The following is an 18,037-nucleotide window of genomic DNA, read 5'->3' on the forward strand; positions in this document are numbered from 1 at the left end:
GGTCGTCAGCGGATGCCGCGGCACGGCATCCCTAAGTGACTGCACAGTAACCACCCGGCCGGTCGGGCGACCGACCGGGTGGCCACCATCGAAGCCGATGGGCCGCCCGGCGTCAGGCCGACTGGGCCTTCTTGCCCCGCGTCGCCCCGCCACGCCCTCGCAGCGTGACGCCCGACTCACTGAGCATCCGGTGAACGAAGCCATACGAGCGGCCGGTCTCCTCGGCCAGCGCCCGGATGCTCGCACCGGAGTCGTACTTCTTCTTCAGGTCTGCCGCGAGCTTGTCGCGCGCGGCGCCGGTCACCCGGCTGCCCTTCTTCAGAGTCTCGGCCACCCGTGCCTCCTCATGGGAAGTGCGCTCTGGTCTCCTCATGATCACCCCTCCGGGGCGTGATGGCCACCCATTCGGCAAGGTCCGTGCGACAAGGTTGTGACGACAGGAGCACATCCCCACGAGTGGAATCCGGGATTCCGCCCGGTCGTGTCCGTACACCCGAACGGGTTCACCGAGGAATTACCAGGTCAGCGAAGTGCGACGGCCGAGCCCGCACGACGCAGCAGCTCGGTCGTCGAATCGGTGCAGGACACACCCGGGTATGAGGAGATCTCACACAGATGATGGATCACGGATCGGCCGAATGATCCATCCGCAGTGGATCAGCCGTTCGGTCAAGCGCGCCTGACCGAACGGCCGGGTGGGGCGGTCAGGCGAGCGCGACGAGGTCGGCGTACTCCGCGCCCCACAGGTCCTCGACACCGTCCGGCAGCAGGATGATCCGCTCCGGCTGGAGTGCCTCGACCGCGCCCTCGTCGTGGGTGACGAGCACGACCGCGCCCTTGTAGGTGCGCAGTGCGCCGAGGATCTCCTCGCGGCTGGCCGGGTCGAGGTTGTTGGTCGGCTCGTCGAGCAGCAGCACGTTCGAGGACGCCGGCCGGCTTGTCGACGTCGTCGCCGGAGAACAGGAACGAACCGAGCACCTTGCGGACCTCGACGAGGTCCATGTCGGGGGCGGCGGAACGCATGTTCTCCAGCACCGTGCGGTCCGCGTCGAGGGTCTCGTGCTCCTGGGCGTAGTAGCCGAGCTTGAGGCCGTGACCCGGGACGACCTTGCCGGTGTCCGGCTGCTCGATACCCCCGAGCAGACGCAGCAGGGTGGTCTTGCCCGCGCCGTTGAGGCCGAGGATGACGACGCGGGATCCCTTGTCGATGGCCAGGTCGACGTCGGTGAAGATCTCCAGGGATCCGTACGACTTCGACAGGCCCTCGGCCATCAGCGGGGTCCTGCCGCAGGGCGCGGGCTCGGGGAAGCGCAGCTTGGCGACCTTGTCCTGCTGGCGGACCGCCTCCAGGCCGGACAGCAGCTTCTCGGCGCGGCGGGCCATGTTCTGCGCGGCGACCGTCTTGGTGGCCTTGGCGCGCATCTTGTCGGCCTGGGCGTTGAGCGCGGCGGCCTTCTTCTCGGCGTTGGCGCGCTCCCGCTTGCGGCGCTTCTCGTCGGCCTCGCGCTGCTGCTGGTAGAGCTTCCAGCCCATGTTGTAGACGTCGATCTGGGCGCGGTTGGCGTCCAGGTAGAACACCTTGTTGACGACCGTCTCGACCAGGTCCACGTCGTGCGAGATGACGATGAAGCCGCCGCGGTAGGTCTTCAGGTAGTCGCGCAGCCAGATGATCGAGTCCGCGTCGAGGTGGTTGGTCGGCTCGTCGAGGAGCAGGGTGTCCGCGTCGGAGAACAGGATGCGGGCCAGCTCGATACGGCGGCGCTGACCACCGGAGAGCGTGTGCAGGGGCTGGGACAGCACCCGGTCGGGCAGGTTGAGCGCGGCGGCGATGGTGGCGGCCTCGGCCTCGGCGGAGTACCCGCCCTTGGTGAGGAACTCCGTCTCCTGGCGCTCGTACTGCCGAAGCGCCTTCTCGCGGGTGGCGCCCGTGCCGGTGGCGATGCGCTGCTCGTTCTCCCGCATCTTGCGGATCAGGACGTCGAGGCCGCGCGCGGACAGGATGCGGTCGCGGGCGAGGACGTCGAGGTCGCCGGTGCGAGGGTCCTGCGGGAGGTAGCCGACCTCGCCGGAGCGGGTGACGGTGCCCGCGGCGGGGATGCCCTCGCCGGCGAGGACCTTGGTCAGGGTGGTCTTCCCTGCGCCGTTGCGGCCGACGAGGCCGATGCGGTCGCCCTTGGCGACGCGGAAGGTGGCGCTCTCGATGAGGATGCGGGCACCGGCGCGCAGCTCGATGCCGGAGGCGGAGATCACGGACAGACTCCTGGGCGGAGAGGGGCGGGATGGGCGGCTGAGGACGTTCCCGCCGTCTAATGCGCGAGGAGAATGGCCATGGGCGCCAGTCTAACGGGGCGGTGCAAGCGCTTTTTCCGTGCGCCGACGTCCCGGGCTGTGATGTGCGCCGTCGCCGCGCGGCGCGAAGAGTACGCGCGGGCGGGGCGCTCCGGGCTGTGACGCGGCCGGCGTGTCCCCCGTTCGGGCTATGGCCCGGTATCGCGCCCCGGGACGGTACGAGGATGGCGTTCCGGGCCCCAGGGCGTTGTCAGTGGCCGGTGCCAGACTGAGCGGCAGGCCGGGACTGCGGCCGGACACCGGAGGGAGTGACGGCGATGGCGGGCATGGACGGCAGGCGACCGAGCATCTGCCCGACGCTGCTGTACGCGGACGCGAAGGCGGCGATCAGACAGCTCACGGAGGCCTTCGGTTTCACGGAGCTGTCGGTGTACGAAGGCGAGGACGGCTCGGTGCTGCACGCCGAACTGGCGCAGGGCAACGGTGTGGTGATGCTGGGTTCGAAGGGCCGCGGCGGCCCCTTCGACGAGGCGATGAAGGGGGCCGGTCCCTGCGGGGTGTACGTCGTGGTGGACGACGTCGACGCACACCACCAGCGGGCCGTGGAGCACGGCGCGGAGATCCTGATGCCCCCGGCGGACCAGGACTACGGGTCGCGGGACTACATGGCCCGGGATGCCGAGGGCAACATCTGGAGTTTCGGCACGTACGCCCCCGAGACAGCCGCCTGACAGCGCCCTCGGAGGGGTCAGCTGCCTCCGGTGTGGACCTGGAAGGCGGCTCGGCGCACGGCCTTGGCCAGCGCGGGGTCCGGGTGCGCGGCGGCGAGCGCGACCAGGACCTGGACGGTGCGGGGATGTCCGGCCGCGCGCACCTCCTCGAGCAGCGCGGGCACGGTGGCCTGCACGGCGGACTCCAGGTGACGGACCAGGAGCGGAGCCTCACCGTGGTCCGCGACGGCGGCGGCGGTGTCGACCCACAGCCAGGTGGCCTCCTCGCGGGTGAGCACCTCGTGGGCGTCCTCGGGGTCGATGCCGTCGTGCTCGGCGAGCCAGAGGAGAACGTAGGGGCGCAGCGTGGTCTCCTCGACGGCGCGGCGCACCTCGGGCTCGGCGGGCGCGCCGACCACCCGCAGCGCCTCGAAGGCCAGGCCGCGCAGCAGGGCGTCCTCGCCGCGGGCGGCGTCCAGGAGTTCGGTGACGGCGCTGCCGACGGGGCGGGCGGCGAGCCAGGCCCGGTACTCGGCTCGGGCCGCGTTCGGGCGGAGCTGGGCGCAGCCGCGGAGCATGGCCTCGGCGTTCTGCTCGATGTGCCCGGCGGGGCTCTGCGCGGCGACGCAGATCTGCTCCAGCTTGACCCAGACCGCCCAGCTGCCGAGCGAGGTGAGGGTGGCCTGCCCGTCGGCGCAGGTGAGGGCGCCGACGTAGGCCAGCGCGTCGAGGGCCCAGTCGAGCAACGCAGCGAGTTCGGTGTCGTCGGCGGACTGCGGGAGCGGCGCGGCGAGGGGCTCGGGCCGGGGTCCGTAGGGGACCTCGCAGCGCTCGGTGCGCAGTTCGGTGACGCGCTGCCGGAGCAGGTCGAGGAGCTGCTCGACGGGGACGGGCCCGGCGGACAGCTGGAGGAAGGAGAGCACCTGCGGCATGGCCGAGACGACCTCGGCGACGGCGGCGTGCTCGCGGTCCGCGGGCTCCGGGCAGGCGAGCGACCATGCGTCGAAGAGGGCGACCCAGCCGCGCAGCACGGCTGAGTCGTCCCGGTCCCAGGCACGCAGGCGCCAGCCGGGGCGGGCGTTGCCGCCGTGCACCTCGACGAGACCGGCCAGGCGCGCGGTGTCCCAGTCGGCGCGCACCTGAGCGGCGGTCAGGCCGAGGGCGGTGGCGGCCCGTTCGGCGGTGGCGTCGGACAGGGTGCCCTTGCCGTCGGGGGACGCGCCCTCGCGGCCGGGCCCGAGCGCGGCGTCCGCCCAGTGGGCGACACGGGCAGCGCCGGCCAGGCGGGTGCGGGCCATTTTCGCCAGTTCCGCGGGCGGGGGCGTGCCCTCCGGCGGCCGGGGTGCGGGGCGGCGCGTGCGGCGCTGGGTCACCGCTCGGGGGGCGGCGGCCAGCGGCCGCGGTCGGACGAGTCGGAGCCTGGAGTCGCGCGGAGTACGGGACGTCACGGGTGCAGTCTTCCGGTTGACGGTCCGAAAACCCAAACGGAATGCCGGCGGGGCCGCCGACGGGAGCCGACGCAGGGTTTCTCAAGGGGCTCGGGAGAGGGGAGAGCGCTGGCCGGGCGGGCCGAGCGGAGGGGGTGCCGAAGGCGCCGCAGCTCTGTGTCCGCCGGCGCGGGCCGTCGCCTGGACGCCGTTGCGTCAGCCGTTACATCAACGGTGTGAGGAAGCGCCGCATGGCTTCCTCGTAGGTCTCGGGGTCGGCGTTCCACATGGCGCCGTGCGGGGCGTTCTCCACCGTGTGCAGGGTGACCAGGTTCGCGCGCCGCTCGGCGAGACGGCGTGAGGGGCCCCAGGGGGCGATCGTGTCGTCGGGCCCGTGGAAGATCAGCACCGGCACCTTGAGGTGCTGCGGGTCGGCGGTCTTCCGGGTGCGGTCGCCGTGCACACCGGTGCGGCCCTGCGCGGCCCGGACGGCCAGCGGCAGCAGGGCGCCCGGGGTGCGGCGGGCGGCGGCCAGGGCGCGCAGCGTGGCCTCCCAGCTGAGGACGGGTGAGTCCAGGACGAGCCCGGAGATCCGCTCGCGCACCGCCGAGTGGGCGGCGGTGCGCAGTGCCATGGCGGCGCCGGTGGACCAGCCGTGCAGCACGACCCGCTCGGCCCCGGCACGCACCGCGTGGCGGACCGCGGCGTCCACGTCGCGCCACTCGGTCTCGCCGAGGTGGTTCAGGCCGTCCGGGGAGCGGGGCGCCCCGGGGTCGCCGCGGTAGGCGATGTCGAGGACCGGGAAGTGGTGGCGTTGCAGGAAGCCCATGACGTTCATGGGGTGTTCCCGGGTGGCGCCGAGTCCGTGCACGGTGATCACCCAGGTGTCACGGGCGCCGGGCAGGAACCAGGCGGGCAGGTTCCCGAGTTCGCCGGGCACCTCGACGTCGGTGTGGTCGAGGCCGAGGGCGCTCCGGGGGTCGCCGGTGTACAGGGCCGGGGTCAGCCAGACCTTGTCACCGGGCTCGAGCGTGCCGTGGGTGACGCGTTCCAGACGGCGTACGACGGTGTCGACGGTGTGCGGGGCGGAGTCCAGGACCGGGCCGACGACGGCGTGGGAGCCGTCACCCGTCAGCCCGTAGGTGCCGGGCCGCTGGGAGGCCAGGTCGCGGGTGAGGGTGATCCGGCCGGCCGCCAGGGAGTGCACGGCGAGGCGCGGTTCCGTGGGCAGCGGGCGGCCCGGCGGTGCCTTCAGCGCGGCGTCGCTGGCGAAGCGGCCCGCGGCGACGCCGGCGGCGCCCGCGGCGATGGCTACGGTGACGGCTGCGGCCGCCGCTTTGACAGTGCGCATCCACCCAGTCTCCCGTCGGAGCCCGCCCCCGGCCAGTGGGAGAAGGGCGCGGTGTGACCCACGGGGCGCGCCGCGAGGCGGCCCCGGCCGGCCGGTCCACTGGAGGGTTCGTCGCGGGCCGGAACGAAACCCTCTAGCCCTGTCCGTACCCCCGCAACCGCTCTCCTACCTCCGCCACCTGCTCGCGGCTGAGCAGGTGCGGGGTGAGGCCCGGCACCGACGACGCCGTCAGCCACACGCGGCACATCCACTCCAGTTGGGCGGTGCGGTCGTAGGCCTCGTCCAGCGAGGCGCCATGGGTGAGCGTGCCGTGGTTCTGCAGCAGGCAGGCGGTGCGGTCGGTCAGGGCGCGGAGCATGTTCCCGGCCAGTTCGGGGGTGCCGTAGGTCGCGTAGGGGGCGACCCGCACCGCACCTCCCATCGCGGCGGCCATGTAGTGGATCAGCGGCAGTTCCTGCACCAGGGTGGAGACGGCCGTGGCGTGGGGGGCGTGGGTGTGGACCACGGCCCGGGCGTCCGTGGTGCGGTGGACGGCCAGGTGCATCGGGAGCTCGCTGGTCGGGCGCAGCGTGCCGAGCACCTGGCGGCCGTCGAGGTCGACGCCGACCACGTCGCCCGGCGTCAGTCGCTCGTACGGCACCCCGGTGGGGGTGACCAGCACGGTGTCGCCGACGCGTACGGAGACGTTGCCGGAGGTGCCGACGACCAGTCCGTCGGCGACGGTGCGGCGGGCCGTCGCGACGAGTTGGTCCCAGGCCCGCGCCACCTCCTCCCGCGCGGCCGGCGCGTCCGGCCCCCGTCCGCCCGTTGTGTCCTGTTGCGGGTGCCCCGCGTAGCGTCGCTGGTCGGCCATGCGGCGATCCTGCCAGGGGGTGACGGAAATCTCTTCGCCGGGCTCCGGGACCGGCCGAAGCCGGCCCACGGGAGGGGCGACCGGGTCCACATGGCTGCCACGGACGGCGATCGAGGGGGCGATCGCTGCCACCCCGTCACAAACGGAACGCCGACACGCCGATCGGTACACCCTCCAGCCCGCATCAGTTCACCTTCCGTTCACCCAGGTTGCCTACGGTCCAACAGCCACTGACCTCCCACAGAAGCCTGGGTAAATGGAACACATCACGCTCCTCCTCGGAATCGTGATCGTCACCGCTCTCGTGTTCGACTTCACGAACGGTTTCCACGACACAGCCAACGCGATGGCCACCACCATCTCGACCGGCGCCCTGAGGCCCAAGGCGGCGGTGGCGATGTCCGCCGCGCTGAACCTCCTCGGCGCCTTCCTGTCCGTCGAGGTCGCCAAGACGATCTCCGGCGGCATCATCAACGAACAGGGCATACGCGTCGAAGTGATCTTCGCCGCCCTGGTGGGCGCGATTCTGTGGAACCTGCTGACCTGGCTCCTCGGCCTGCCCTCCAGTTCCTCCCACGCCCTCTTCGGCGGCCTGATCGGTGCCGCCGTCACCTCGGCCGGCTGGTCCGCGGTGAACGGCTCGACGATCGTCACCAAGGTCCTGATCCCCGCGGTCGCCGCGCCGGTCGTGGCGGGCCTGGCCTCGATGCTCGCCACCCGGCTGTCGTACGTGATCGGCAGCCGTGCCGACGAGAAGGCGACCGCGAAGGGCTATCGCGCCGGGTCGATCGCCTCGGCCGGCCTGGTCTCCCTGGCGCACGGCACGAACGACGCCCAGAAGACGATGGGCGTCATCACGCTGGCCCTGGTCACCGGCGGTGTCATCGCCCCCGGCTCGAACCCTCCCACCTGGGTCATCGTCTCGGCCGGACTGGCCATCGCACTCGGCACCTACCTGGGCGGCTGGCGCATCATCCGCACCCTCGGCAAGGGCCTGACGGACCTGGCGCCGCAGCAGGGCTTCGCCGCCCAGACCAGCGCGGCGACCGCGATCCTCGCCTCCTCGCACCTCGGCTTCTCGCTCTCCACCACGCAGGTCTGCTCCGGCGCCGTCATGGGCGCGGGCCTCGGCCGCAAGGGGGGCGTGGTCCGCTGGTCCACCGCGACCCGGATGCTCGTCGCGTGGGTACTGACGCTGCCTGCGGCCGGCCTGGTCGGAGGGGGCGCCGAACTCCTCACCAAGCAGGGCACCTGGGGCACGATCGCCACCGGTGTGCTGCTGGTAGCCGGCGCCGGTGTCATCTGGACCCTGTCCCGGCGCAAGCCGGTCACGGTGGACAACGTCAACGACGTCGAGACGGAGCCCGCGGGCGTCGTCACGGCCGCGATCGCAGCGGTCGTCCCGCCCCCGGCGGGCCCCGTCATCACGGCCGACGCCACCACGACCGCGACCGGCGGTGCGGTGCCCGGCACCGACCCGGCGGACACGGACGCCACCGCCGACCTGCAGGCCACGATCCCGGCCCCGGACGCCGGCCCCTCCCCGGAGCCGGCCCCCGCCGCCACGGTTTAAGGAATCAGCACTCATGAAGATCGACTGGGCAGCCCTCGGCTCCGTCTTCGGCGTCAGCCTCGCGGTCACCGTGGCCCTGGTGGGCCTGTTCACCCTGGGCGTCGTGGGCCTCACCAAGAAGGACTCGGCCCGGGGTGGCGCGGCCACCCTGGCGGCCACCGGCGCGTACGTGTGTTTCGCGGCGTGCGTGGCGGCGGTCGCGTACGGCATCCAACTGATCGTCGCCTGACGACGGGAGCATCCGGAGCCCCCGCAGCCGCGACCCTTCGAGTCACCCCCGCAGCCATGTGCCGCGGGGGTTCCTCATGTCCTGGGTCAGGGGGTCCGCGAGTCCCGGGTCCGGAGGGCCGCCGTCGCCCGGCCCAGGACGCGCAGCCGCTCCGGGACCGGGGTGAGGCCCCACCACAGCCCCGCGCAGGCGGCGGTCACGATGGTGACCACCAGCCAGACAAGGGCCCGCGCCGGGGCTCCGGGCACCAGCAGTGCCGCCAGCGCACCGATCCCGACCGCGAACATCCCCGTCGTCAGGGAGAAGAGTGCCAGCGCCGCCACCGGCGAAAGGTGCGGCGCGTGGGGACCGCCCGCGCCCGCCGAGAATTCCTTGGCCCTGTCCCCCATGTGGGTCCCTCCCGCCCTCTGGACGGTTCGCTCGGACTCCGTCCACTGCCGGGTTTCTCGAGTCCGGCCAGCAAAGCACACCCCGTCGTACGGCGAAAGACGAGCACCGGGCCGGTGCGCCGTTTCGAGTCACGCGCCGGAACGCGCGCCCCACGAACGCCACTCAGCTCCGAAAAGCACCCATTCGGGCAACTGACGTGATTTCAGCGGTGTGGGACTCAGCACACCACAGCATCGCAGGTCAAGAGCAAGTTGACGGGTGTTCTGGGCGCGTGGTGGACTGCCGGGGCCAGTACGGCGGCAGGAGAGGAAGCCGGTGCGAATCCGGCGCGGTCCCGCCACTGTCACCGGGGAAGAACTCCCCGGGAGCCAGGAACTCTCACCGCCGGTCTCGTCGAACCAGGGCGTGGACACCCTGAGTGAGGACATATCGCCATGCGCGGCTGCCGATTGAGGTTCTGTCACCGGGCCCCGTCCGACCGCACGGTCGGCTGAGCCGATGGGTGCCGATCGCGTCTTCGCGTACGGCGCCGCCGCCGGCCTTCTCGGTGACCTCCTGCTGGGCGATCCACGCCACGGACATCCGGTCGCCGCGTTCGGGCGGGCCGCGGCGGCCGTGGAACGGGTGCTGTGGCGGGACCACCGCGGGTGGGGCGCGCTGCACACCGCCGTCTGCGCCGGTGGCGCCGTGGCGCTGGGATCCCTGGCCGCGCGCTCCGTACGTACCTCCCCCGCCGCCTCCGTGGCCCTGACCGCCGCCGCCACCTGGGCCGCGGTCGGGGGCACGTCGCTCGCCCGGGAGGCGCGGGCCGTCGGGCGCGCCCTGGAGGCGGGGGACGTGACGGCCGCACGCGCGCGCCTTCCCCATCTGTGTGGACGGGATCCACAGGCGCTGGACGCGGACGGGATCGCGCGGGCGGTCGTCGAGTCCGTCGCCGAGAACACCTCCGACGCCGTGGTGGGCGCGCTCACCTGGGGGGCCGTCGCCGGGGTGCCCGGTCTCGTGGGATTCCGCGCCGTCAACACCCTCGACGCCATGGTCGGGCACAAGTCGCCCCGCTACCGGCGCTACGGGTGGGCCTCCGCGCGGCTCGACGACCTCGCCGGGTGGCCGGGGGCACGGCTCACCGCGGTGCTCGCGGCGGCAGCGGGCCCGGATCCGCGGGGCGCCCTGCGCGCCTGGCGTGCCGATGCCGCCAAGCATCCGAGCCCCAACGCCGGGCCCGTGGAGGCCTCGTTCGCGGGCGCCCTGGGCGTGCGGCTGGGCGGGACGCTGTCGTACGGGGGGCGCGTGGAGCACCGGCCGGTCCTCAACGGCGACGGGCGCGCCGTGCGCACGGACGACATCGAGCGGGCCGTACGGCTCTCCCGGCGCGTGAGCGGGCTGGCGCTCGGCATCACGGTCGCCGGGCGCCTGGCGGCCCGAAGGCTTCTCGCGAAGGGAGGGACGTCGTGAGCGGGGGACTCCTCGTCGCCGGTACCACCTCCGACGCCGGCAAGAGCGTCGTCACCGCCGGGATCTGCCGCTGGCTGGTACGGCAGGGGGTGAAGGTCGCGCCGTTCAAGGCGCAGAACATGTCCCTCAACTCCTTCGTCACCCGCGAGGGCGCCGAGATCGGGCGGGCGCAGGCCATGCAGGCCCAGGCGTGCCGTATCGAGCCGACCGCGCTGATGAACCCTGTGCTGCTCAAGCCGGGCGGCGAGCAGAGCAGCCAGGTCGTGCTGCTCGGCAGGCCGGTCGGTGAACTGAGCGCGCGCGGCTACCACGGGGGGCGGCAGCAGCGGCTCCTCGGCACCGTGCTGGACTGCCTGGCCGAGTTGCGGGGCACGTATGACGCGGTGATCTGTGAGGGGGCCGGCAGTCCGGCCGAGATCAACCTGCGGCGCACCGACATCGTGAACATGGGGATCGCCCGCAACGCCCGGCTGCCCGTTCTCGTCGTCGGTGACATCGACCGTGGGGGCGTGTTCGCGTCCTTCTTCGGGACCGTCGCGCTGCTCTCGCCGGAGGACCAGGAGTTGGTCGCCGGGTTCCTGGTGAACAAGTTCCGGGGCGATGTCGGCCTGCTGGAGCCGGGGTTGGAGATGCTCCGGGGTCTCACCGGGCGGCGGACGTACGGGGTGCTGCCGTTCCGGCGCGGGCTCGGGATCGACGAGGAGGACGGACTGAGGGTCTCGCTGCGGGGCACCGTCCGGGAGTCCACGGTGACTCCTCCGGTCGGCGAGGACGTGCTGCGGGTCGCCGTCTGCGCGATCCCGCTGATGTCCAACTTCACCGACGTCGACGCGCTGGCCGCCGAACCGGGGGTCGTGGTGCGGTTCGTGGACCGGCCGGAGGAGCTGGCGGACGCGGACCTCGTGGTGGTCCCGGGAACCCGGGGAACCGTCCGGGCGCTGGAGTGGCTGCGCGAGCGCGGTCTCGCGGACGCCCTCGTCCGGAGGGCCGCCGAAGGACGCCCCGTCCTCGGCGTCTGCGGCGGCTTCCAGATCCTCGGCGAGCACATCGAGGACGAGGTCGAGTCCCGCGCCGGCGAAGTCCCCGGGCTGGGCGTGCTGCCCGTCCGGGTGCGGTTCGCGCGCGAGAAGACCCTCACCCGGCCGGCCGGGGAGGCCCTCGGCGAGCGGGTCGAGGGGTACGAGATCCACCACGGGGTCGCCGACGTCACCGGTGGGGAAGCCTTCCTGGACGGCTGCCGGGTCGGCCAGACCTGGGGCACCCACTGGCACGGCTCCCTGGAGTCGGACGGATTCCGGCGGGCCTTCCTGCGCGAGGTGGCCGCCGCCGCGGGACGCCGCTTCGTGCCGGCCCCCGACACCTCGTTCGCCGTGCTGCGCGAGGAGCAGCTCGACCGGCTCGGCGACCTGATCGAACAGCACGCGGACACGGACGCGCTGTGGCGGCTCATCGAGTCGGGCGCGCCGCAAGGACTGCCTTTCATTCCACCGGGAGCGCCCGCATGAGCACAGTGTTGTTGTTGTCGACCGCCGACACCGATCTGCTGGCGGCCCGTGCCTCCGGCGCCCCCTACCGGATCGGCAACCCCACCCGCGTGGACGTCTCCGAGGAGCTTCCGGGCCTGATCGAGGGCGCGGACATCGCCGTCGTACGCCTGCTCGGCGGCAAGCGCGCCTGGGAGGACGGGCTGGCCCGGCTGAAGGCGTCCGGCGTCCCGACCGTGCTGCTGGGCGGGGAGGCGGTCCCCGACGCCGAGTTGATGGCCGAGTCGTCCGTACCGGCCGGTGTGGTGGCGGAGGCGCTGAAGTACCTGGTCGAGGGCGGCCCCGCCAACCTCACCGAACTCGCCCGCTTCCTGTCCGACACGGTGCTGCTGACCGGCGAGGGGTTCGACGAGCCGCGGAAGATGCCGGAGTACGGCGTCCACGGCGAGCGCCCGTTCACCGAGGGCCGTCCGACCGTCGGCGTGCTCTTCTACCGCGCCCACGAACTCAGCGGCAACACCGCCTTCGTGGACACCCTGTGCGACGCGATCGAGGCGCACGGCGCCAACGCCCTCCCGGTGTACTGCGGTTCGCTGCGCGGCGCCGACGCCGGGCTGTACGAGATCCTGGGGCGGGCCGACGCCCTGGTGGCCACGGTCCTCGCGGCCGGCGGCACGCACGCCTCGCAGGCGTCGGCGGGCGGTGACGAGGAGGCCTGGGACATCGGCGCGCTGGCCGGGATGGACATCCCGGTGCTGCAGGGGATGTGCCTGACCTCGTCGCGCGCCGCGTGGGAGGAGTCGGACGCCGCCCTGTCCCCCATGGACGCGGCGATGCAGGTCGCCATCCCCGAGTTCGACGGCCGCCTGATCACCGTTCCGTTCTCCTTCAAGGAGCAGGGCCCCGACGACGTCCCGGTGTACGTGGCCGACCCGGAGCGGGCCGCGCGGGTCGCCGGGATCGCCGTACGCCACGCACGACTGAAGCACAAGCCGAACGCGGAGAAGAGGATCGCGCTCGTCTTCACCGCGTACCCGACCAAGCACTCGCGGGTCGGCAACGCGGTCGGCCTGGACACGCCCGCCTCCGCGGTACGGGTGCTGGACGCGCTGCGGGACGCGGGATACGGCCTGACCGAGTACCCCGCGGGCGGTGACGAGCTGATCCACCGCCTCATCGAGGCCGGTGGTCACGACGTGGAGTGGCTGACCGAGGAGCAGTTGGCCGCCGCCCCCGCGCGCGTGCCGCTGGCCGACTACCGGGCCTGGTTCGACACGCTCGATCCGGTGCTGAGGGACGCGATGGTTCAGGCGTGGGGCGAGCCGCCGGGTTCGCTCTACGTCGACGGCGACGACATCGTGCTGGCGTCCCTGCGGTTCGGGAACGTCGTGGTGATGATCCAGCCGCCGCGCGGCTTCGGCGAGAACCCCATCGCCATCTACCACGACCCGGACATGCCGCCGTCGCACCACTACCTGGCGGCCTACCGCTGGCTCGAGAACAGCTTCGGCGCCGACGCGATCGTCCACATGGGCAAGCACGGCACGATGGAGTGGCTGCCGGGCAAGGGCCTCGGTCTCAGCGGGGGCTGCGCGCCGGACGCCGTCCTCGGCGACCTGCCCCTGGTCTACCCGTTCATCGTCAACGACCCCGGTGAGGGCACCCAGGCCAAGCGGCGCGGCCACGCCACCGTCGTCGACCACCTCGTCCCGCCGATGGCGCGCGCCGACACCTACGGCGACCTGGCGAAGCTGGAGCAGCTCCTCGACGAGTACGCGCTCGTCTCCGACCTGGACCCCGCCAAGGCGCCGGCCGTGCGCGCCCAGATCTGGACGCTGGTCAAGGCGGCCGAGCTCCACCACGACCTGCACCTGGACGAGCAGCCGGACGACGACGAGTTCGACGAGTTCGTCATGCACATCGACGGCTATCTGTGCGAGATCAAGGACGTGCAGATCCGCGACGGCCTGCACATCCTGGGCGGCGGTCCGGTCGGCGAGCCGCGGGTGAACCTGGTGCTGGCCGTGCTGCGTGCCTCGCAGGTGTGGGGCGGGCAGGCGAACGCGCTGCCGGGCCTTCGGGCCTCGCTGGCGGAGCACTTCGGCCTGGTCGAGAAGGAGTTGCTCGCCGAGCCGGGGGCGCCGGTGAAGGTGCCGGTGGAGCTGACCGAACTGGTGGCCGGCCCGTCGCGTACGGCGGCGGACGCGATCGACCTGCTGGAGCAGCTGTGCCGGGGGATCGCGGAGGGCATGGAGGAGCGGGGCTGGGCGGCCTCCGAGAGCGGTGCTCTCGTGCGGGAGGTGCTGGGCACCGAACTCCCGGACGCCGTCGCGGTGCTGGAGTTCGCGTGCACCGAGGTCGTCCCGCGTCTCGCCCGCACCACCGATGAGATCGACCACATCCTGAAGGCCCTGGACGGCGGTTACGTCCCGGCGGGCCCGTCCGGGTCCCCCACCCGTGGCCTGGTCAACGTCCTGCCGACCGGCCGCAACTTCTACTCCGTGGACCCCAAGGCGATCCCGTCCCGCCTGAGCTGGGAGGTCGGCCAGTCCCTCGCCGACTCGCTGGTCGCCCGCTACCTCCAGGACACCGGCGAGTACCCGAGGTCCGTCGGACTGACGGTCTGGGGCACCTCCGCGATGCGCACCCAGGGCGACGACATCGCCGAGATCCTGGCCCTGCTCGGCTGCCGCCCGGTGTGGGACGACGCCTCGCGCCGGGTGACCGGTTTCGAGGTGATCCCCCTCGAGGAGCTGGGTCGCCCCCGCATCGACGTCACGGTCCGCATCTCCGGTTTCTTCCGGGACGCGTTCCCGCACGTCGTCGCTCTGATCGACGACGCGGTGCGTGCGGTGGCCGAGCTGGAGGAGCCCGCCGACCGCAACTTCGTGAAGGCGCACGCGGACGAGGACACCGCCCGGCACGGCGACCGGCGGCGCGCGACGGCCCGTGTCTTCGGCTCCAAGCCGGGCGCGTACGGCGCCGGGCTGCTGCCGCTGATCGACGCCCGCAACTGGCGGTCCGACGCGGATCTGGCCGAGGTGTACGCCGTCTGGGGCGGCTACGCCTACGGGCGCGGGCTCGACGGGCGGGCGGCGCGCGGGGACATGGAGACGGCGTTCAAGCGGATCGCCGTCGCCGCGAAGAACGTCGACACCCGCGAGCACGACCTCGTCGACGCCGACGACTACTTCCAGTACCACGGCGGCATGGTGGCCATGGTGCGGCACCTGACGGGCGCGAGCCCGGAGGCGTACGTCGGTGACTCCGCCGTACCCGACCAGGTGAAGACCCGTACCCTCGGCGAGGAGACCCATCGCGTCTTCCGTGCCCGGGTGGTCAACCCGCGCTGGATGGCGGCCATGCGGCGCCACGGCTACAAGGGCGCCTTCGAGATGGCGGCGACGGTGGACTACCTCTTCGGGTACGACGCCACGGCCGGCGTGGTCGACGACTGGATGTACGAGAGGCTCAGCGCGGAGTACGTCTTCGACCCGGAGAACCGGGACTTCATGAAGAAGTCCAACCCGTGGGCGCTGCGCGGCGTCACCGAACGGCTCCTGGAGGCCGCCGACCGCGGTCTGTGGGCCGAGCCGGACGCGGACACGCTGGAGCGGCTGCGCGCCACCTACCTGGAGCTTGAGGGCGACTTGGAGGGCGACCAGAAGTGAGTACCCCGTTTCCGTTCACGGCCGTCGTCGGCCAGGACGACCTGCGGCTCGCGCTGCTGCTGAACGCCGTGTCGCCGGCGGTCGGCGGTGTGCTGGTACGCGGCGAGAAGGGCACCGCCAAGTCGACGGCCGTGCGCGCCCTGTCCGCGCTGCTGCCTCGGGTGGCGGTCGTTCCCGGGTGCCGTTTCTCGTGCGACCCGGCGGCACCGGCCCCCGATTGCCCGGACGGGCCGCACGAGCCGGGGGCGGGTGTCTCCCGTCCGGCCCGCATGGTCGAACTGCCCGTCGGCGCCTCCGAGGACCGGCTCGTCGGCGCCCTCGACATCGAGCGGGCGCTGGCGGAGGGCGTGAAGGCGTTCGAGCCGGGCCTGCTCGCCGACGCGCACCGCGGCATCCTCTACGTCGACGAGGTCAACCTCCTCCACGACCACCTCGTCGACCTGCTCCTGGACGCCGCCGCGATGGGGGCCTCGTACGTCGAGCGGGAGGGCGTCTCCGTGCGGCACGCCGCGCGTTTCCTGCTCGTCGGCACCATGAACCCCGAAGAGGGCGAGCTGCGGCCGCAGTTGCTCGACCGGTTCGGCCTGACGGTGGAGGTGTCCGCCTCGCGGGAGCCCGACCAGCGTGTGGAGGTCGTCCGGCGGCGGCTCGCCCACGACGACGACCCCGCCGGTTTCGCGGCGCGCTGGGCCGAGGAGGAGGCCGCCGTACGGGCGCGGATCGTGGCCGCGCGCGAGCTGCTGCCGTCCGTGCGGCTCGGGGACGGGGCGCTCAGGCAGATCGCGGCGACCTGTGCCGCGTTCGAGGTGGACGGCATGCGCGCCGACATCGTGATGGCGCGTACCGCGACGGCGCTGGCCGCCTGGGCGGGGCGCACCGATGTGCTGGCGGAGGACGTACGGCAGGCCGCGCTGCTCGCGCTGCCGCACCGCAGGCGGCGCAATCCCTTCGACGCGCCGGGGTTGGACGAGGACAAGCTGGACGAGACCCTGGAGCAGTTCGGGGATCCGGCAGAGGACGACGATCCGGATCCGGACGGGCCCGGTGGCGGTGGCGGCCGGCCGCCGCAGGACGGCCCGGCGGGCGACGGCGGCACGCCCGCGCAGGCCGAGCCCGGTGAGGGCGGGCCGTCCCAGGCCCCAGGGGCCGGCGAGCAGTCTCCCGCCCGCGCCTCCGAGCCCTTCCGCACGAAGGTGCTGACCGTGCCGGGGCTCGGTGACGGCGCCGCCGGACGGCGTTCGCGGGCGCGGACCGAGCACGGGCGGACCACCGGGGCCCGTCGGCCCCGGGGGGCGCTGACCAGGCTGCACCTGGCGGCGACCGTGCAGGCGGCGGCGCCTCATCAGCGGGCGCGCGGCCGGTCGGGACGCGGGCTCGTGGTGCGCCGGGACGATCTGCGGCAGGCGACGCGGGAGGGGCGCGAGGGGAACCTCGTGCTGTTCGTGGTCGACGCCTCCGGGTCGATGGCGGCCCGGCAGCGGATGAGCGCGGTGAAGGGTGCCGTGCTGTCGCTGCTGCTGGACGCCTACCAGCGGCGGGACAAGGTGGGTCTGGTGACCTTCCGGGGCAGGGACGCCGAGGTCGTCCTGCCGCCGACCTCGTCCGTGGACGCGGCGGCGGCCCGGCTGGAGTCACTGCCCACCGGGGGCCGTACGCCGCTGGCCGCCGGGCTGCTCAGGGCGCACGACGTGCTGCGGGTGGAGCGGCTGCGGGACCCTGCGCGGCGGGCGCTGACGGTCGTGGTGACGGACGGGCGCGCCACAGGCGGCCCCGAGCCCGTCGCGCTGGCGGCGCGTGCGGCGCGGCTGTTCGCGGCCGACGGGGTCGCGTCCGTGGTCGTGGACTGCGAGTCGGGGCCGGTACGGCTGGGGCTGGCGGGGCAGCTCGCGGGTGAGCTGGGCGGAGCCGCCGTGACGCTGGACGAGCTGCGTGCGGACAGCATCGCCGGGTTGGTGCGGGATGTGCAGGGTGCCGGAAAGAGGAGGGCCGCGTAGTGCCGCAGGGACAGCCGAGTGTCGTACCGGACGACGGACTGACGACCCGTCAGCGGCGCAACCGGCCGCTCGTCGTCGTGCACACGGGCGTCGGGAAGGGCAAGTCGACCGCGGCCTTCGGGCTGGCGCTGCGCGCCTGGAACCAGGGGTGGCCCATCGGGGTGTTCCAGTTCGTCAAGTCGGCGAAGTGGAAGGTCGGCGAGGAGAACGCGCTGCGGGTGCTCGGGGAGTCCGGGCAGGGCGGGACGGTCGCCTGGCACAAGATGGGCGAGGGCTGGTCCTGGGTCCAGCGGGACATCCAGGGTGACAACTCGACCAACGAGGAGAAGGCCCGCGAGGGCTGGGAGCAGGTCAAGCGGGATCTGGCAGCGGAGACGTACCGGCTGTACGTGCTCGACGAGTTCGCCTACCCGATGCACTGGGGCTGGGTCGACACCGACGAGGTCGTCGACGTGCTGCGCGGCCGTCCGGGGACGCAGCACGTGGTGATCACCGGGCGCAACGCGCCGGAGAAGCTCGTCGACTTCGCGGACCTCGTGACCGACATGTCCAAGGTCAAGCACCCCATGGACGTGGGGCAGAAGGGCCAGAAGGGCATCGAGTGGTGACCT

At 73.0% G+C, this 18,037-nt stretch carries 13 protein-coding genes, 1 pseudogene and 1 riboswitch; of the genes and pseudogenes, 8 read left to right on the plus strand and 6 right to left on the minus strand.

The annotated features are described in order from the left end of the window. Positions 1 to 112: 112 nt before the first annotated feature. A complete protein-coding gene (locus AC5WS8_RS23595; RefSeq protein WP_030578326.1) occupies positions 113 to 334 on the minus strand; it encodes a helix-turn-helix domain-containing protein in 222 nt (73 codons plus the stop codon). 370 nt (positions 335 to 704) lie between these two features. Next, positions 705 to 2,250: pseudogene (locus AC5WS8_RS23600) on the minus strand (ABC-F family ATP-binding cassette domain-containing protein). Between the two features lie 356 nt (positions 2,251 to 2,606). On the opposite strand from AC5WS8_RS23600, the gene AC5WS8_RS23605 reads away from it, so the two are divergent. Further along, positions 2,607 to 3,020 (plus strand): VOC family protein, encoded by a 414-nt coding sequence (locus AC5WS8_RS23605; RefSeq protein WP_496105441.1) that lies wholly within the window; start codon positions 2,607 to 2,609, stop codon positions 3,018 to 3,020. Positions 3,021 to 3,037: 17 nt separating this feature from the next. Here the strand turns inward: AC5WS8_RS23605 and AC5WS8_RS23610 are convergent, their stop codons facing one another. The 3 genes from AC5WS8_RS23610 to AC5WS8_RS23620 form a co-directional block, all read right to left on the minus strand. Continuing rightward, positions 3,038 to 4,447 (minus strand): hypothetical protein, encoded by a 1,410-nt coding sequence (locus AC5WS8_RS23610; RefSeq protein ID WP_496105442.1) that lies wholly within the window; start codon positions 4,445 to 4,447, stop codon positions 3,038 to 3,040. 202 nt (positions 4,448 to 4,649) lie between these two features. Continuing rightward, positions 4,650 to 5,777 carry an alpha/beta hydrolase gene (locus tag AC5WS8_RS23615; protein WP_496105443.1) on the minus strand — a complete coding sequence of 376 codons (1,128 nt, stop codon included), beginning with the start codon at positions 5,775 to 5,777 and terminating at the stop codon, positions 4,650 to 4,652. 133 nt (positions 5,778 to 5,910) lie between these two features. Beyond that, the gene (locus tag AC5WS8_RS23620) at positions 5,911 to 6,630 is read right to left on the minus strand and encodes a class II aldolase/adducin family protein (protein WP_496105444.1); all 720 of its coding nucleotides are present in this window, start codon (positions 6,628 to 6,630) and stop codon (positions 5,911 to 5,913) included. A gap of 256 nt (positions 6,631 to 6,886) precedes the next feature. Between AC5WS8_RS23620 and AC5WS8_RS23625 the strand changes: the two genes are divergently transcribed. Both AC5WS8_RS23625 and AC5WS8_RS23630 read left to right on the plus strand, forming a co-directional pair. Further along, positions 6,887 to 8,203: an inorganic phosphate transporter gene (locus AC5WS8_RS23625; RefSeq protein ID WP_496105445.1), complete on the plus strand. Its 1,317-nt coding sequence runs from the start codon at positions 6,887 to 6,889 to the stop codon at positions 8,201 to 8,203. A 13-nt stretch (positions 8,204 to 8,216) separates the two neighbouring features. Beyond that, positions 8,217 to 8,432: a hypothetical protein gene (locus AC5WS8_RS23630; protein ID WP_496105446.1), complete on the plus strand. Its 216-nt coding sequence runs from the start codon at positions 8,217 to 8,219 to the stop codon at positions 8,430 to 8,432. 86 nt (positions 8,433 to 8,518) lie between these two features. On the opposite strand, the gene AC5WS8_RS23635 is transcribed toward AC5WS8_RS23630, so the two are convergent. Beyond that, positions 8,519 to 8,821, minus strand: a complete 303-nt coding sequence (locus AC5WS8_RS23635; protein ID WP_496105447.1) for a hypothetical protein — start codon at positions 8,819 to 8,821, stop codon at positions 8,519 to 8,521. A 259-nt stretch (positions 8,822 to 9,080) separates the two neighbouring features. Further along, a riboswitch (cobalamin riboswitch) is annotated at positions 9,081 to 9,219 on the plus strand. A gap of 101 nt (positions 9,220 to 9,320) precedes the next feature. Between AC5WS8_RS23635 and AC5WS8_RS23640 the strand changes: the two genes are divergently transcribed. Genes AC5WS8_RS23640 through cobO form a run of 5 tightly spaced genes read left to right on the plus strand, consistent with a single transcriptional unit; the run spans position 9,321 to position 18,034 of the window. After that, a complete protein-coding gene (locus AC5WS8_RS23640) occupies positions 9,321 to 10,277 on the plus strand; it encodes a cobalamin biosynthesis protein (RefSeq protein ID WP_496105448.1) in 957 nt (318 codons plus the stop codon). Then, positions 10,274 to 11,782 carry a cobyric acid synthase gene (locus AC5WS8_RS23645; RefSeq protein WP_496105449.1) on the plus strand — a complete coding sequence of 503 codons (1,509 nt, stop codon included), beginning with the start codon at positions 10,274 to 10,276 and terminating at the stop codon, positions 11,780 to 11,782. The genes AC5WS8_RS23640 and AC5WS8_RS23645 overlap by 4 nt, the downstream gene beginning before the upstream one ends. After that, positions 11,779 to 15,432: a cobaltochelatase subunit CobN gene (gene cobN, locus AC5WS8_RS23650; protein WP_496105450.1), complete on the plus strand. Its 3,654-nt coding sequence runs from the start codon at positions 11,779 to 11,781 to the stop codon at positions 15,430 to 15,432. Before AC5WS8_RS23645 ends, cobN begins: the two co-directional genes overlap by 4 nt. Beyond that, complete coding sequence (locus AC5WS8_RS23655; RefSeq protein WP_496105451.1) at positions 15,429 to 17,426, plus strand: putative cobaltochelatase; 1,998 nt, start codon at positions 15,429 to 15,431, stop codon at positions 17,424 to 17,426. Before cobN ends, AC5WS8_RS23655 begins: the two co-directional genes overlap by 4 nt. Beyond that, complete coding sequence (cobO, locus tag AC5WS8_RS23660) at positions 17,426 to 18,034, plus strand: cob(I)yrinic acid a,c-diamide adenosyltransferase (protein WP_496105452.1); 609 nt, start codon at positions 17,426 to 17,428, stop codon at positions 18,032 to 18,034. The genes AC5WS8_RS23655 and cobO overlap by 1 nt, the downstream gene beginning before the upstream one ends. Positions 18,035 to 18,037: the final 3 nt, after the last annotated feature.

This window comes from Streptomyces sp. PTL18, assembly GCF_059510295.1.

Excerpts from the sequence above, each read along its gene's own strand:
- AC5WS8_RS23605 (WP_496105441.1), top strand. The coding sequence starts at position 2,607 with ATGGCGGGCATGGACGGCAGGCGACCGAGCATCTGCCCGACGCTGCTG.
- AC5WS8_RS23615 (WP_496105443.1), bottom strand. The coding sequence starts at position 5,777 with ATGCGCACTGTCAAAGCGGCGGCCGCAGCCGTCACCGTAGCCATCGCC.
- AC5WS8_RS23620 (WP_496105444.1), bottom strand. The coding sequence starts at position 6,630 with ATGGCCGACCAGCGACGCTACGCGGGGCACCCGCAACAGGACACAACG.
- AC5WS8_RS23625 (WP_496105445.1), top strand. The coding sequence starts at position 6,887 with ATGGAACACATCACGCTCCTCCTCGGAATCGTGATCGTCACCGCTCTC.
- AC5WS8_RS23630 (WP_496105446.1), top strand. The coding sequence starts at position 8,217 with ATGAAGATCGACTGGGCAGCCCTCGGCTCCGTCTTCGGCGTCAGCCTC.
- AC5WS8_RS23635 (WP_496105447.1), bottom strand. The coding sequence starts at position 8,821 with ATGGGGGACAGGGCCAAGGAATTCTCGGCGGGCGCGGGCGGTCCCCAC.
- AC5WS8_RS23640 (WP_496105448.1), top strand. The coding sequence starts at position 9,321 with ATGGGTGCCGATCGCGTCTTCGCGTACGGCGCCGCCGCCGGCCTTCTC.
- cobN (WP_496105450.1), top strand. The coding sequence starts at position 11,779 with ATGAGCACAGTGTTGTTGTTGTCGACCGCCGACACCGATCTGCTGGCG.